Here is a 14,475-nt window from a genome sequence, read left to right as displayed (position 1 = left end):
TCAGAAACGTACCAGCGCCGAGCCCCAGGTAAAGCCACCGCCAAATGCTTCGAGAAGAACCAGTTGCCCGCGCTTGATACGGCCATCGCGAACGGCTTCATCGAATGCTGCAGGAACAGACGCTGCAGAGGTATTACCATGGCGATCGAGGGTCACGACGACTTTGTCCATGCCCATACCCAGTTTCTTAGCCGTTGCGCTGATGATGCGCAGGTTCGCCTGATGCGGAACCAGCCAATCAATCTCTGAACGGTCAAGATTATTGGCCTCGAGAGTTTCTTCAACGATATGAGCCAATTCGGTCACGGCGACTTTAAAGACTTCATTGCCAGCCATCGTGACATAAGCTGGTTTTTCTGGCGCGGATTGATCTGGATAAGCCAGCGTCAACAAGTTGCCATAGTGGCCATCGGCGTGCATGTGAGTGGAGATAATCCCCTGCTCTTCTGACGCGCCAAGCAGTACAGCACCCGCGCCGTCACCGAACAGAATCACGGTGCCGCGATCTTCCGGATCGAGCTTGCGCGACAAGGTGTCAGAGCCAATCACTAATGCATAGCGAACAGCACCGTTCTTGACGTACTGATCTGCAACGCTCAGCGCATAGGTGAAGCCTGCGCAAGCTGCTGCTAAGTCAAATGCCGCGGTATCTTTGATACCCAACATGTTTTGAATCTGACATGCCGAGCTTGGGAATGCGTGGGTAGATGAGGTTGTCGCAACAATGATCAGACCGACTTCGCTTGCGCTAACGCCTGCCATTTCAAGTGCCTTCTCTGCTGCATGCAGGCCCATTGTGGCCACAGACTCATCCGGTGCAGCGATACGACGTTCACGAATACCTGTACGGGTGACAATCCACTCGTCGGAGGTATCCACCATTTTTTCTAAGTCGGCATTAGTCCGAACTTGCACGGGTAAATAGCTCCCCGTACCGAGAATTTTTGTATACATGTACGATCAGTCACTCTTGGGTAATACAGCCTCAAGGCGCGCGGCTATCCGATGTGGAACTTGCCGCTGCACCGCCTGCACAGCCTGTTCGATAGCAACAGCGAACGCTCGCTGATTTGCCCCGCCGTGGCTTTTAATAACGATGCCCCGTAATCCTACTAAACATGCGCCATTATACTGGTCTGGATTAAGATGGCCGAAGCGCTTTGCTAATTTCTTCTGCAAAATACGGCCTAACCATTTCAGCCACCAAGCCTTTTTGCCACCCTCCCCAGAGGATTTCAACAGTGACAAAAACATCCTTATTACACCTTCCATGGTCTTGAGTGTGACATTCCCGACAAAGCCATCACACACCATCACATCAGTTTTACCGGTTAACAGCTCATTGCCTTCAAGATAGCCGATATAGTTGATAGATGGCGTATTTTTTAAAATGGCTGCCGCGTCACGAATGTTATCCAGCCCTTTCGACTCTTCCTCGCCGATATTCAGCAAGGCTACGCGCGGGTTCTCAATGCCGATGACTTCTTCAGCCATCACAGAACCCATCACGGCAAACTGGACCAGCATCGTGCTGTCACATTCAACATTCGCCCCAAGATCCAACACCACCGTTTTACTACGCAGCTGATTCGGTAACACCGTCATCAGCGCCGGACGTTCAATACCTTCCAGGGGCTTTATAACCATTTTTGCGAGTCCCATCAGTGCACCAGTATTACCAGCACTGACACAGGCCTGCGCGTCTCCACTCTTAATCAGCTCTAAGGCCACCCGCATTGAACTTCCTTTGCTGGCCCGGATAGCTTGCGATGCGCGAGCGTCGCTGGCTATAACTGATTCAGCAGGAATAATCCGAATTCGTTCTCTCAGAGAAGGATCGGCTTTAGCAAGGAAAGGCGTGATAGCGTCGGGATCGCCGACCAGAAGAAGATGGAGTTCAGAATTAGAGATCAGTGCCTGCAATGAAGCAGGCACTGTGACGGAAGGACCGAAGTCCCCGCCCATTACATCTAACGCAAGGGTTAGACGAGTCAAGGTATCGCCTTGCTAGTACTTATCATGAGTGAGTTATCACGCAAATAAGTAGCAAGCAAATCTCAGCCGATTACCTTGCGACCGCGGTAGAAACCGTCGGCAGTGATATGGTGACGCAGGTGAGTTTCACCAGAAGTTTTGTCCACAGACAGAGTGGAAGTGGTCAGAGCATCGTGAGAGCGACGCATGCCACGTTTAGAACGGGTTGGTTTATTCTGTTGTACGGCCATGGACCTTACTCCTTAAGTACTTTTCTTTAAACTCGCTAATACGGCAAATGGATTTGGTTTCTCCGCCTCTTCAGGCAGTTTACCGAATACCATGTCCGCGTCGGACACTTCACAGTGTTCAGATTCATGTACCGGAACGACAGGCAAAGAAAGAATGATTTCATCTTCAATCATTGCCAGCAGATCAACTTCGCCAAAGTCGTCGACTTCGATCGGCTCGTACGCTTCCGGTAATGCCTCAGCCTGTTCATCATTGCGAACAGGGCTAAAACAATATGTTGTGTGAACCTGATGCTCAAACGTCTTACCACATCGCTGACATTCCAGAGTTACGAGAACTGCTGATTTGCCTTCGATAACGGCCAGCCGTTGATTGTCGATATTAAACGACAAAGATGTTTCCACATCAGAATCAACACTAACCACTGATGCCGCAACTCGTGTTACCTGATCAGGCGTGTAGACACCGGAGTAATCTAAACGCTTTTGGGCTGTACGAACCGCATCAACGGCCAAGGGTAATTTTACTTTTTGCATAGGGCGCGCATATTAACTTTGTAACGACATAGAGTCAAAGAAAAAGGCCTCAAAACCGCACCTTTCACCAATATTCGCTTCCACAGCGGCCAACAGTTTAAGATGTGCAAATAAATAACGCTACGCTTTGTGAAAAAATAATAATGCCAACTTTACCCCCTATTCTGCTCGCGTCGACATCAACCTACCGCCGCGCACTGCTTGAAAAGCTGAACCTTGAGTTTAGCTGTGCCGCGCCGAATATCGACGAGTCGCCCTATACTAATGAATTGCCTGAAACTTTAGTCAAACGATTGGCCGAAGCCAAGGCGCGGGCTTTGATGCACTCGCATCCCAATCATTTGATCATCGGTTCAGACCAGGTCTGTGCAATCGAGGGAAAAATCACCGGCAAGCCTCACAACTTTGAGAATGCGAAACGACAATTGCGCGCGGCAAGTAGCAAGGTGGTGACCTTCTACACTGGCCTGTCACTGCTCGATAGCCGCACTCAGCAAGCCGTTACCTTATGCGAACCCTTTGAGGTTTCCTTCCGGGCGTTAAGCGATGAAGAGATAAGCAACTATTTAGAGATGGAACAGCCTTACGATTGCGCGGGGAGTTTTAAGTGCGAGGGGTTGGGGATCAGTTTATTTAGCCAACTCAACGGCAGAGATCCCAATACGCTGATTGGTCTGCCGTTGATTGCACTGCTGGAACTGTTGCGCGCTAAGGGCGTGAACCCCCTGCTGCGCCAACAGTCAGTATAAAAGCATTAACCTTTGGCGGGTTTGAGACGCAGCTTCTTCAAGCAGTTGCGCAGTTTGGCATCCATTGGAGCCTCAATGCGCAACGTCTCGCCGGTACCAGGGTGCTCAAAACGCAAAGCAGCGGCATGCAGGAATAGGCGATTCAAACCCGTTCCGGCTAATTGTCCGTCAAAATCGCGATCGCCATATCTGTCGTCAAAAGCAATCGGGTGCCCCGCATACTGGGCGTGCACACGGATCTGGTGCGTTCTTCCAGTTACCGGGCTGGCTTTAATCAGCGTGGCGAACTCGTAGCGCTCTTCAATTTTAAAGCGGGTTTCAGAAGGCTTGCCTTCCGCACTCACCCTGACGATACGCTCACCGCTCTGCAAAATGTTTTTCAGCAAGGGGGCCTGTACCACTTTGCAGTGGGATTGCCATTCGCCCTGAACCAGCGCGAGGTAATCTTTCTGCATGCTTTTTAAACGCAGTTGCTCATGCAGCGAACGCAATGCCGAACGCTTTTTGGCCACCAGCAGAACGCCTGAGGTGTCTCTGTCCAAACGATGCACTAACTCAAGGAAACGCGCGTCGGGGCGCAAAGCTCTTAAGCCTTCGATAACGCCAAAGCTCAACCCACTCCCGCCATGCACCGCGGTGCCGGAAGGTTTGTTGAGGATCAGCAGATGATCGTCTTCATAAAGGATGCAGTCAGCTAACGCGGCAACTTTATCGAGTTTGGCAGAGACCGGCGCTTCATCTCGCTCGGCAACGCGAACCGGAGGGACGCGCACTTCGTCGCCAGCCAACAGCTTGTATTCAGGTTTAATACGCTTTTTGTTTACCCGCACTTCACCCTTGCGCACGATGCGATAAATCATGCTCTTAGGTACGCCTTTAAGGATGTTGCGCAGGAAGTTATCTATGCGCTGTCCGGCTTCGTCTTCGGAAATGGGGATTAATTGTACAGATGGATTCTCAGTTTTCATGGGTCGCGATTCTAAATATCCGGCACGGTTCGCGCCACTGGTTTTTATGAGCTTAGCGTTTAGTTTATCAGCAACTGGGCTGGAAAACCCGACGAGCAGTAAGAATGAAGGGATAATCAATGCGGGTTACATCGCATAAGGATAAGAATCTTTACTGCAACTACTAAAGTCACCTTGCTATCACTGTGCATGCAATGGAATAATGAGGTCACTTTCCGCGTTCTTTTCCTTAAGTTAGGGAAAACGCAGGAATTATAGATTTGTCTGATCGAACAAAAGCGCAGCAATGGCGTAAGACGTAATGTGAAATCAAGCAATTAGCGGGCTGCGGATTGCAGCTTGGCCGGCAAATGGAATGAGATCTGTTAACCTAAATTCAGAAGCTATTCCCCTACTAAAAGTACTGCTTTCATAACGCTGGTATGGTTAATACGGCAAAAGCAGGCTTACCGAAATAATGCGCCCCTATGCAAGCGACAACCGTGAGGTTGACGACTTTGCGAGAAGACTCGGGGCCAACGGTTTATCCGGCCATGAGGTTATTTTGCCCGCAGCTCTGTCAATAATGCAAAAATAATGAGTAAGTTAAGATGAAAAGAATGTTGATAAACGCAACTCAGCAAGAAGAGTTGCGCGTTGCCCTTGTGGATGGACAGCGGCTCTATGATTTGGATATCGAAAGTCCGGGTCATGAACAGAAAAAAGCCAATATTTACAAGGGTAAAATCACCCGCATTGAACCAAGTCTGGAAGCGGCATTCGTTGATTATGGCGCTGAGCGACATGGTTTCCTCCCCCTCAAAGAAATTTCTCGCGAATACTTCCCTAGCAATTACTCCTCGCATGGCCGCCCAAACATCAAAGATGTTCTGCGCGAAGGTCAGGAAGTTATTGTTCAGGTAGATAAAGAAGAGCGTGGTAATAAAGGTGCAGCACTGACGACCTTCATCAGTCTGGCCGGTAGCTATTTAGTGTTAATGCCTAACAATCCACGCGCTGGGGGTATTTCCCGCCGGATTGAAGGTGATGACCGAACTGAACTGAAAGAAGCGTTATCTTCGCTGCAACTGCCAGACGGCATGGGCCTCATCGTGCGTACCGCCGGTGTAGGTAAATCCGCTGAAGCACTCCAGTGGGATTTGACCTTCCGTCTGAAGCACTGGGACGCCATCAAAAAAGCCGCCGAAGGCCGCCCTGCTCCCTTCCTGATCCATCAGGAAAGCAACGTCATCGTGCGCGCATTCCGCGATTACCTGCGCCCAGACATTGGCGAAATCCTGATCGACAACCCTAAAATTCTCGATTTGGCTAAAGAGCATATCGCAGCCTTGGGTCGTCCAGATTTCAGCAGCAAAATTAAGCCTTACATCGGTGAAATCCCGCTGTTTAGCCATTACCAGATTGAATCTCAGATTGAATCTGCGTTCCAGCGTGAAGTGCGTCTCCCTTCCGGTGGTTCCATTGTTATCGACAGCACCGAAGCCCTAACCGCTATCGACATCAACTCCGCACGTGCAACGCGCGGCGGCGATATCGAAGAAACCGCATTCAACACCAACCTTGAAGCAGCAGACGAAATTGCTCGCCAATTGCGCCTGCGCGACTTGGGTGGCCTGATTGTTATCGACTTCATCGACATGACGCCAGTGCGCCATCAGCGTGAAGTTGAAAACCGTCTGCGTGATGCCGTTCGTCAAGACCGTGCTCGCATTCAGATTGGCCGTATCTCTCGCTTTGGTTTGCTGGAGATGTCGCGTCAGCGTCTCAGCCCTTCTCTGGGTGAGTCTACGCACCACATCTGCCCGCGCTGTGCCGGTACCGGGACCATTCGTGATAACGAATCCCTGTCCCTGTCGATTCTTCGTTTAATCGAAGAAGAAGCGTTGAAAGAAAATACCAAAGAAGTTCACGCCATTGTTCCAGTGCCGATTGCTTCGTATCTGTTGAACGAAAAACGTGAATCAGTCAATGCGATTGAAAAACGTCAAGGCGGCGTGCGCGCGGTGATCGTGCCTAACGATCAGATGCAAACACCTCACTATTCCGTACTTCGCGTACGTAAAGGTGAAGAGTCTTCGGTACTGAGCTACTTGCTGCCGCAGATTCATGAAGCAGAGATGCTGCAACCTTCTGAAGATATGCCTGCTGAGCGTAAACGCCCAGAGCAGCCTGCACTTGCAGCATTTGCTCTGCAAAGCGAAGCGCCGCCAAGCTCTTTCGACCGTCCTGAAGCCGTTGAGCAGCCAGCAGCACCGGCTCGCCCAGCCGCTGTAGCAGCGCCTGCTGCCGCTAAGCCGGGTCTGGTCAGCCGCTTCTTTAGCGGGTTGAAAGGTCTGTTTGCCTCTGAGCCGCAGGCTGAAGCTAAGCCAGTTGAAGTAGCGAAAGTTGAACCTGAAACCACAGAGAACGAAAATCGCCGTAACGGTGATCGTCGTAACCAGCGTCGTCAGGGCAATGGTCGTCGCGATCGCAACGGTGAGCGCGGTGAGCGTGGCAATCGTGATAATCGCAGCGAAGGTCGCGAAAACAATCGTGATAACCGTGGCGAAGGCCGTGATAACCGCGAGAACAATCGCGAGCCGTGTGAAGATCAGCGTCGTAACCGTCGCAATCAAGAACCTGTCGTCGCCGCTGAAACACGTAACGAAGAAGAAAACACCTCTTCTCGCGACGAGCAGCAGCAAGCTCCGCGCCGTGAGCGTGGCGATCGTTCACGTCGTCGTTCCGATGACAAACGCAAAAATACCCCAGAAGATAAAGTCCAAGAAGTTGTTGCTCAGGAAGTTGTCGCTAACGTTGTTGAAGAAACGGCTCAGGAAGATCGTCAGCCAACTCAACGTCGTCAGCGTCGTCAGCTTTCCCAGAAAGTACGCTTCGAGTCTGAAATCGATCATGAAGCTGAAGCAGCTGCCCAGCAGTTGATCACCGGCGTCATGCCAACGGTAACGCCAGCCGCGCAAGAAACACGCGCTGAGCCAGAAGTTGAGCAAACTGCCGCAGTCGAGACAGATGACAGTCAGAACGAAGGCGGCCGCGAAGGTGGTATGCCACGTCGCTCGCGTCGTTCACCTCGCCACCTGCGCGTCAGCGGTCAGCGTCGTCGCCGTTACCGTGATGAGCGTTACCCATCACAGTCACCGATGCCATTAGTGGGTGCGTTCGCTTCGCCAGAAATGGCATCTGGCAAAGTGTGGATCAGCTACCCAGTGGCTCAGGCCGCTGAACAGCAAGATGAACATGCAGCCGTGGTTGAGAAGGCCGAGACACTGACTAATCAGGTTGAAATTGCTCAGGAAAATACCCCTGCACCTGTCGTCACTGAAGTGGTTGAAGCGCAGAAACAACCTGCTGTTGAAACGCCAGTAGCAGAAGCACCAGCAGAAACTCAAGCTCCGGCAGTTGAAGAACCCGCGCCAGCAGTGGCTCCGGTTGAAGAAGTTGCTAAGCCTGAAGTGACCGAATCAGTGACTGCAGAACCAGAGGTTGTAGAGCAGCCTGTTGCTGACGAGCCAGTTTTGGTTGAAGCAGAAACTGCCGAGCCAGTTGAGCCAACGCCAGTGGTTGAAGTTAAACCTGAAGCTCAGCAGCCTGTTGTTGTTGAACCAGTGGCTGTAGCGAGTGAGCCAAAAGTTGAAGCCGTCCAGCCAGTAGAAGTTAAAGCTCCAGCTCCGGCTGAGGCAGTCACTACCGATGTGGTTGCTCCGCGCTTCAAACATCACGCTACCGCGCCAATGACCAAAGCGCCTGCTCCGGCTTATGTTCCAGAGCCTGCTCGTCAGAGTGACTGGGTGCGTCCAGAGTTCAACTTTGATGGTAAAGGTTCAGCGGGTGGCCATGCTGCAGCGACTACTGCAACAGCTCCGGCAACCAAGCCAGCAATGCCAACTGAGTAATAGGGCATTCTGGTCATGAAAAAACCCGCTTCGGCGGGTTTTTTATTGGTCAAGATTCACGAGCTAAGAAGTGAATTAGCCGATTTTTTTCAGACGCTTGATGTCCAAACGAGAAACCTTTTTCTCAATAAAACGCGCGAAACCTACCAAGTGTTCAGTTTCATTGTGCTGTGACAGAGCTTCTTGCGTGGCCCAGCGTTCATAGAAAATAAAAGTCTCGGGATGGTCGATATCCTGGTGTAAATCATACTGAAGGCAGCCTAACTCTTGGCGGCTATGCTCGATCAACTGGTGCATAGCGTCCGTGACTTCTTTCAGAAATTCAGGCTTAGCGACGACGGTAGCAACGACTCTGACTTCCATAACTTCTCCTTTGGCAGTAGCCTTTAAATATGGATGAAGATGAGGATTAGTGAAACCCTGCCCCTACTATGGCCCTCTGTTTGCCTCAATTTCAATGTTAACTTTATTAAACAGATGCAACTGAACAGTTTTCAGCTTATCCTTGTTCCCCGCCGTTAATGCATCTGAAATTCACGTATTGCTTTTCAACGCCGGAGCCCTGCCTGATGACCGCAACACCGCAAGTTTTGAAAATTCGCCGCCCAGACGATTGGCATATTCATCTGCGCGATGATGAAATGCTCGCTACCGTTTTGCCTTATACCAGTGAAGTTTTTGCCCGCGCCATCGTCATGCCTAATCTGACACCGCCGGTCACCAGCGTTGCAGCTGCAGTGGCTTATCGCGATCGCATCAACGCGGATATCCCTGCTGGTCACAACTTCACCCCCCTAATGACCTGCTATTTGACGGACTCTCTCGACCCGGAAGAAGTTGCTCGTGGTTTTCTGGAAGGCGTGTTTACCGCCGCCAAACTTTACCCGGCAAATGCGACCACCAACTCACAACACGGCGTGTCCAACGTTAAAGCGATTTACCCTATTTTCGAGCGTATGCAATCGATTGGCATGCCGCTGCTGATCCACGGTGAAGTAACGCATAGCGACGTAGACATTTTCGACCGCGAAGCGCGCTTTATCGATGAAGTGATGGATCCTATCCGCACCCACTTCCCTGAACTGAAGATTGTTTTTGAACACATCACCACTAAAGAAGCGGCTCAGTACGTGCTCAGTGGCAATGAGTATATTGGCGCGACTATCACCCCACAGCATCTAATGTTTAACCGCAATCACATGCTAGTTGGCGGCATCCGCCCTCACCTGTTCTGCTTGCCGATTTTGAAGCGTAACGTGCATCAGCAGGCCCTGCGCGACGTTATCGCCAGCGGCTCTAATCGCTTCTTCCTCGGCACCGACTCAGCACCTCATACCAAAGGCCGCAAAGAGTCGAGCTGTGGTTGCGCGGGCTGCTTTAACGCCCCTCTGGCAATCCCTGCCTATGCCACCGTGTTTGAAGAGATGAATGCCCTGCAGCATTTCGAAGCTTTCTGCTCGTTGAATGGCCCGCGTTTCTATGGCCTGCCAGTTAATGAAGATTTCATCGAAATCACAAAAGTCGCCGTGACCCAGCCGGAAGAAATTGCCTTGGGTGATGAGACGGTGGTTCCTTTCCTCGCCGGGCAGACCTTGCAGTGGAAAGTCACTTCTTATTAAGTGAAAGTGCCGCCAGATGGCAGTTTCTCGTCTGGCGGTGACATAAATCCATGTACCCCTTGCTTACTGCATAATATGACTGTATAAATATACAGTCATATCAATTCAGGGGGTCATATGCGTGTTGAAGTCACAATCGATAAAACCAAACCTCTTCCAGCCGGTGCTCTAGAAGCGCTGTCAGGTGAATTTAGTAAACGGATAAACCAACAATTTTCTGACACCGACAACAAAGTTCAGGTTCGCTACGCCGGCTCTAATAACCTCTCCGTTATGGGTGCGCCGAAGACAGACCGCGATCGTATTGAAGAAATTCTGCAAGAAACCTGGGAAAGCGCCGACGAGTGGTTTTCCACGGATGAATAACATCAGTGTCGCGATCCTGATTGGTCGCTAAATCTTAATTGCGGCATTAAAGGATTAATAATAATTAGGTTGATATATAACCAGGCTCTCTAGAGCAGTTTTCACCGGGCGTCGCTGTCCGGTTTTTTTCATTTGCCTTATTTCTAAGATTATTCCCTGTTTTAATTGTTTTCGTCCGCTTTATTCATCTTTCATCACACTTTTTTTACTGTTAAAAACATTAATAGCCCCCAAAAGCCTCCTTAAGTGTTTATACTGGAATTGCTCACCAGATAATGAGCCGCATTGATCCTCGTTAGTTACTCATGCTAGTCACTACAAATTAAGGGGTCTATATGGACAGAAATGATGAAGTTATTCAAACACACCCACTTGTGGGCTGGGATATCAGTACCGTCGACTCTTACGATGCAATGATGATACGTCTTCATTACCTGTCTTCAAAAGACCAACCGGCAGAAGATGCCAAAGTAGACAGAACATTGTGGTTAACGACAGACGTAGCGCGACAACTGATTAACATTCTCGAAGCTGGTATAGAAAAGATTGAATCGAACGAGTACGAGTACATTGACCATCGCAAACACTAGTTTTCACCTACCACTCTAAAAGCACCCTCACATTGATGTCAGGGTGCTTTTTTTTATGGCTCTCACCGCAACATCCGCACACTTAACCACACTGCATGGCCGGAGTTAACTTGCCTTTCGGTGAGCTATCTCTCTATTATGCCCAACAATATTTTCTTAAAAATCATCAGAGGAAGCTGAAATGCAATACGACCTCATTATTGTCGGCAGCGGTTCTGTCGGTTCAGCGGCAGGGTACTATGCAACGCGCGCCGGTCTAAAAGTATTGATGATAGACAGCGCCATGCCGCCCCATCAGGAAGGCAGCCACCACGGCGAGACGCGAATTATCCGTCACGCCTATGGCGAAGGTGCGCGCTACGTGCCGATGGTGCTGCGCGCCCAGCAGCTTTGGGATGAGCTGGCAACGCTAAGTGGCGAGAAGATTTTTCATCGCAGCGGCGTAATTAACATAGGGCCGCTGGACTCAGAATTCATCAACAATGTAAAAAGCACCGCCGTGGATTATCAACTGAATACCCAGTCGATGAGCGCAGAGGAGATCAGGGCTAAATGGCCTCTGATTGCTATCTCCGACGAATACTGCGGTGTGTTTGAAAAGGATTCGGGCTATCTGCAAAGCGAGCTGGCCGTTGCCGCTTATATTCGCCTGGCGCGCGAGGCAGGCTGTGCACAACTGTTTAAATGCACGGTGGAATCGATAAGCTACAAAGAGGATGGCGGCGTTACGGTCACCACGCATGAAGGCAGCTATCGCGCGCCGCGCATTGCTTTAACGGCAGGCACCTGGATTAAAACCCTGCTGCCAGAGCTGCCTGTTAGCCCGGTGCGCAAGGTGTTTGCGTGGCACCACGCCGATGGCCGCTACAGCGAAGAGAATCACTTCCCGGCGTTTACTTTCCAGACCCTCAACGGTGACCAATACTATGGTTTCCCGGCGGTAAAAGATGCCCTGAAGCTGGGCAAACACAATGGCGGTCAGCCGATCGCTGGCCCTGAAGGGCGTAAACCCTTCGGCAGCATCGCCGCAGACGGCACAGAAGTGTTCAATTTCCTGCGCCACCACCTGCCAGGCGTCGGCGTTTGCCTTCACGGCGCTGCTTGCACCTATGACGTGACTGCCGATGAAGATTTCATTATTGATACCCTGCCTGAGCATGACAATACGCTTATCATCACCGGTTTGAGTGGCCATGGTTTTAAATTCGCCAGCGTATTAGGTGAAATCGTTGCCCAATTTGGTGCAAACCAAAAAACCGAGTTTGACTTTACGCCTTTCTCGCTTTCGCGTTTTAACTAAAATCACTCAACTATTTTTCGGTTTTAATAACCAGAAAATATCGTCAAAAGGCCATTCAGCTAGCAAGAATGGCCGTTAATCTTATTCCCAAGCGTTTTCGAATTGACACATTTGCCATTATGAATCTATCCTTCCAATAGCTATCACAGGAGTGGTGGTTGTCGCGCAACGATTGCGCATGGACAAGGACGTTTTATGAAAATATTAATTATTGAACCCTGCGGCTTTACCCGTCTCGGAATACACTCTTTCTTATTCAATAACAATCAGATAGAAATTCTCGACTTTGTGAGCATAGCCGATGCTATTCCTCACATGACGCAATTTAGCCCTGAGTTGGTGCTGATTAATATCACCCAGCTTTGCCAAAACTCTAAATTCTCGACAGAAATAAAAACCTTCCTCGATCTTCTGCAAGATACGGCAATGTTTTGTTATCTGGATTCGCAATATCCTGTCACTAACCATCCGGTACACATCACTAACGATGTTTATATTCTTAATAAACAGCTTGTGACGACCTTGTTGAAAACCATCGCTGAAGGTAGCACCTATTATCCGCCTTATAACACTCGCTGTATCTTTAGCGAGCAAGAAATACTGGTGATGAATTACTGGATGTCGGAAATGCCCAATCACAAGATTGCTCGCAAGCTTGAGATCAGTAATAGAACGGTATATGTGCATAAACGCCATCTGGCGCAGAAAATTAAAGTGAGAAACAGGCTCGAGTTCTGTTTTGTGTATAACTTTATCAAATACCTTTTTTGGCCGATCAACGAATCAGCTCGCGCGCCTATCAGTCGGCAGATAAAAGACGAAATCCTGACGCTCTACAAACAATAAAACACATAAAAAACAAAGAGAAAGACCTTTCTTTCTCTTTGTTTAGATCTCTTCAATTTTACTTGGCCGGCTTGCCATCCCCGAGCAGTACAGCAATCTTATGCCCCGCTACCGTAGGTTCAAATGCAATCTTGAGCACAATGGTTAGCGGCACCGAAAGCAGCATTCCTACCGGTCCCATCAGCCATCCCCAGAATATTAATGACATGAATACAACTAAAGTGGATAACCCCAATCCTTTTCCTAATATTCTCGGCTCAACAATATTGCCAATAATAAGATTTATCGCCAAATAACCGGCAATTAAGGTTATCCCCTCACTGACACCATTAAATAAAAAAGCCTGAATGATCGGCGGAATGGCGGCAATTATCGAACCAATGTTAGGGATATAATTTAATGCAAAGGCTAATAAGCCCCAGAGAAAAGCAAAACGTACGCCGAGCAAAGCCAGCAATGCCCAAATCGTTAACCCGGTGGCTATGCTAATTAACGTTTTGATCACCAGATAGCGCGTCACGCTGTCTAAAGCGCGTTGAATACTTCCCGCTCCCTGTGCTCTGTTTTCGGATAACTGATTTAACTTGTAGGGCAACTGCGGCACTTCAAGCAGCATAAATACGACGGTCATGACCAACAGGAAAACGCCCGCCATGGCATTGGAAAGATGAGTGATAAGGCGACTAATCAGGTTGATGGCATAGCCAGGATCAAAATACCCGGCCAGCGTTTCAAAGGAAAACCCCAGCCCATTAATCTGTAAAAGGCTCTGCAAATCTTCGAACTTCTGCGAAATCAGGCCGCGGTATTGTGGCAGCGTGCGGCCAAAGTCATTGAGCGTCACAATCAGCATACTGGTAAGGAAAACCATCAGCATGACGACAATGGCCGCGACTAACAGAACGGCCAGAGGGCGTGGAAAGCGAATTCGCTCCAGGCGAACAATCAGCGGGTTGAACACGAAAGCCAAAAACAGTGCCAGAATAAAAGGCACGATAATATCCGCCGCCGATTTGATCCCTGCGAAGATGATCACCAGCATGCCCATCATAATGGCGATCTTCAAACCCTTTACCGTCACCACGGACTTGGCCATTCATCTCTCCCTTTATTGCTTATATTGAGTCTCGTCACGCGATTAGCTGCTGATTTAATTAGTATGACTTATCTTCTTATGCCACTCCGGAATTTACCTTTCAAAGAGTAGCATATCGCCAAATTAGCTATGCAAAACTAAAAAAAGGGAAAAATCAGCGGCAAGTGTGCTTTTTATATCAAATATATTGATATATAAATATCTTTACCAAGCCTTGCAAAACCTGACAAAAAGCCAATCTTATCTGAATACCTATATTTAACACTGCACCATTGAATAAAAACCA

At 49.4% G+C, this 14,475-nt stretch carries 14 protein-coding genes; 7 read left to right on the top strand and 7 right to left on the bottom strand.

Features of this window, described 5'->3' with window-relative positions:
• The 4 genes from ACT3RR_RS06265 to yceD form a co-directional block, all read right to left on the bottom strand.
• On the bottom strand, positions 1 to 954 hold the full coding sequence (locus ACT3RR_RS06265) for a beta-ketoacyl-ACP synthase III (RefSeq protein ID WP_496199958.1): 954 nt from the start codon (positions 952 to 954) through the stop codon (positions 1 to 3).
• A 6-nt stretch (positions 955 to 960) separates the two neighbouring features.
• On the bottom strand, positions 961 to 1,995 hold the full coding sequence (plsX, locus tag ACT3RR_RS06260; RefSeq protein WP_496199957.1) for a phosphate acyltransferase PlsX: 1,035 nt from the start codon (positions 1,993 to 1,995) through the stop codon (positions 961 to 963).
• A gap of 62 nt (positions 1,996 to 2,057) precedes the next feature.
• The gene (rpmF, locus tag ACT3RR_RS06255) at positions 2,058 to 2,225 is read right to left on the bottom strand and encodes a 50S ribosomal protein L32 (protein ID WP_013576249.1); all 168 of its coding nucleotides are present in this window, start codon (positions 2,223 to 2,225) and stop codon (positions 2,058 to 2,060) included.
• A 12-nt stretch (positions 2,226 to 2,237) separates the two neighbouring features.
• Positions 2,238 to 2,762, bottom strand: a complete 525-nt coding sequence (gene yceD / locus ACT3RR_RS06250; protein WP_034791386.1) for a 23S rRNA accumulation protein YceD — start codon at positions 2,760 to 2,762, stop codon at positions 2,238 to 2,240.
• A gap of 143 nt (positions 2,763 to 2,905) precedes the next feature.
• Here yceD and ACT3RR_RS06245 point away from each other — a divergent pair, with 143 nt between their 5' ends.
• Positions 2,906 to 3,511 carry a Maf family protein gene (locus ACT3RR_RS06245; protein ID WP_496199956.1) on the top strand — a complete coding sequence of 202 codons (606 nt, stop codon included), beginning with the start codon at positions 2,906 to 2,908 and terminating at the stop codon, positions 3,509 to 3,511.
• 5 nt (positions 3,512 to 3,516) lie between these two features.
• Here the strand turns inward: ACT3RR_RS06245 and rluC are convergent, their stop codons facing one another.
• Positions 3,517 to 4,479 (bottom strand): 23S rRNA pseudouridine(955/2504/2580) synthase RluC, encoded by a 963-nt coding sequence (gene rluC / locus ACT3RR_RS06240; RefSeq protein ID WP_353502553.1) that lies wholly within the window; start codon positions 4,477 to 4,479, stop codon positions 3,517 to 3,519.
• Between the two features lie 590 nt (positions 4,480 to 5,069).
• Here rluC and rne point away from each other — a divergent pair.
• Positions 5,070 to 8,372: a ribonuclease E gene (gene rne, locus ACT3RR_RS06235; RefSeq protein WP_496199955.1), complete on the top strand. Its 3,303-nt coding sequence runs from the start codon at positions 5,070 to 5,072 to the stop codon at positions 8,370 to 8,372.
• Between the two features lie 75 nt (positions 8,373 to 8,447).
• Here rne and ACT3RR_RS06230 read toward each other — a convergent pair whose 3' ends face one another.
• On the bottom strand, positions 8,448 to 8,735 hold the full coding sequence (locus tag ACT3RR_RS06230) for a putative quinol monooxygenase (RefSeq protein WP_353502555.1): 288 nt from the start codon (positions 8,733 to 8,735) through the stop codon (positions 8,448 to 8,450).
• A gap of 206 nt (positions 8,736 to 8,941) precedes the next feature.
• Between ACT3RR_RS06230 and pyrC the strand changes: the two genes are divergently transcribed.
• The 5 genes from pyrC (at position 8,942) to ACT3RR_RS06205 (ending at position 13,093) form a co-directional block, all read left to right on the top strand.
• Positions 8,942 to 9,991, top strand: coding sequence for a dihydroorotase (pyrC, locus tag ACT3RR_RS06225; RefSeq protein WP_496199954.1), 1,050 nt, complete (start codon positions 8,942 to 8,944; stop codon positions 9,989 to 9,991).
• A gap of 117 nt (positions 9,992 to 10,108) precedes the next feature.
• The gene (dinI, locus tag ACT3RR_RS06220) at positions 10,109 to 10,357 is read left to right on the top strand and encodes a DNA damage-inducible protein I (RefSeq protein ID WP_353502557.1); all 249 of its coding nucleotides are present in this window, start codon (positions 10,109 to 10,111) and stop codon (positions 10,355 to 10,357) included.
• A gap of 335 nt (positions 10,358 to 10,692) precedes the next feature.
• A complete protein-coding gene (bssS, locus tag ACT3RR_RS06215) occupies positions 10,693 to 10,947 on the top strand; it encodes a biofilm formation regulator BssS (protein WP_353502558.1) in 255 nt (84 codons plus the stop codon).
• A 181-nt stretch (positions 10,948 to 11,128) separates the two neighbouring features.
• On the top strand, positions 11,129 to 12,247 hold the full coding sequence (gene solA, locus ACT3RR_RS06210; protein WP_496199953.1) for an N-methyl-L-tryptophan oxidase: 1,119 nt from the start codon (positions 11,129 to 11,131) through the stop codon (positions 12,245 to 12,247).
• 195 nt (positions 12,248 to 12,442) lie between these two features.
• Positions 12,443 to 13,093 carry a LuxR C-terminal-related transcriptional regulator gene (locus ACT3RR_RS06205; RefSeq protein WP_485901232.1) on the top strand — a complete coding sequence of 217 codons (651 nt, stop codon included), beginning with the start codon at positions 12,443 to 12,445 and terminating at the stop codon, positions 13,091 to 13,093.
• Between the two features lie 58 nt (positions 13,094 to 13,151).
• Here ACT3RR_RS06205 and ACT3RR_RS06200 read toward each other — a convergent pair whose 3' ends face one another.
• On the bottom strand, positions 13,152 to 14,189 hold the full coding sequence (locus tag ACT3RR_RS06200) for an AI-2E family transporter (protein WP_396130328.1): 1,038 nt from the start codon (positions 14,187 to 14,189) through the stop codon (positions 13,152 to 13,154).
• Positions 14,190 to 14,475 lie beyond the last annotated feature (286 nt).

This window comes from Ewingella sp. AOP8-B2-18, from assembly GCF_052376015.1.
GTDB classification, from domain to species: Bacteria; Pseudomonadota; Gammaproteobacteria; order Enterobacterales; family Enterobacteriaceae; genus Ewingella; species Ewingella allii.
Note: the sequence above shows the minus strand (reverse complement) of the source record. Positions and strands in the feature narration are given on the sequence as shown.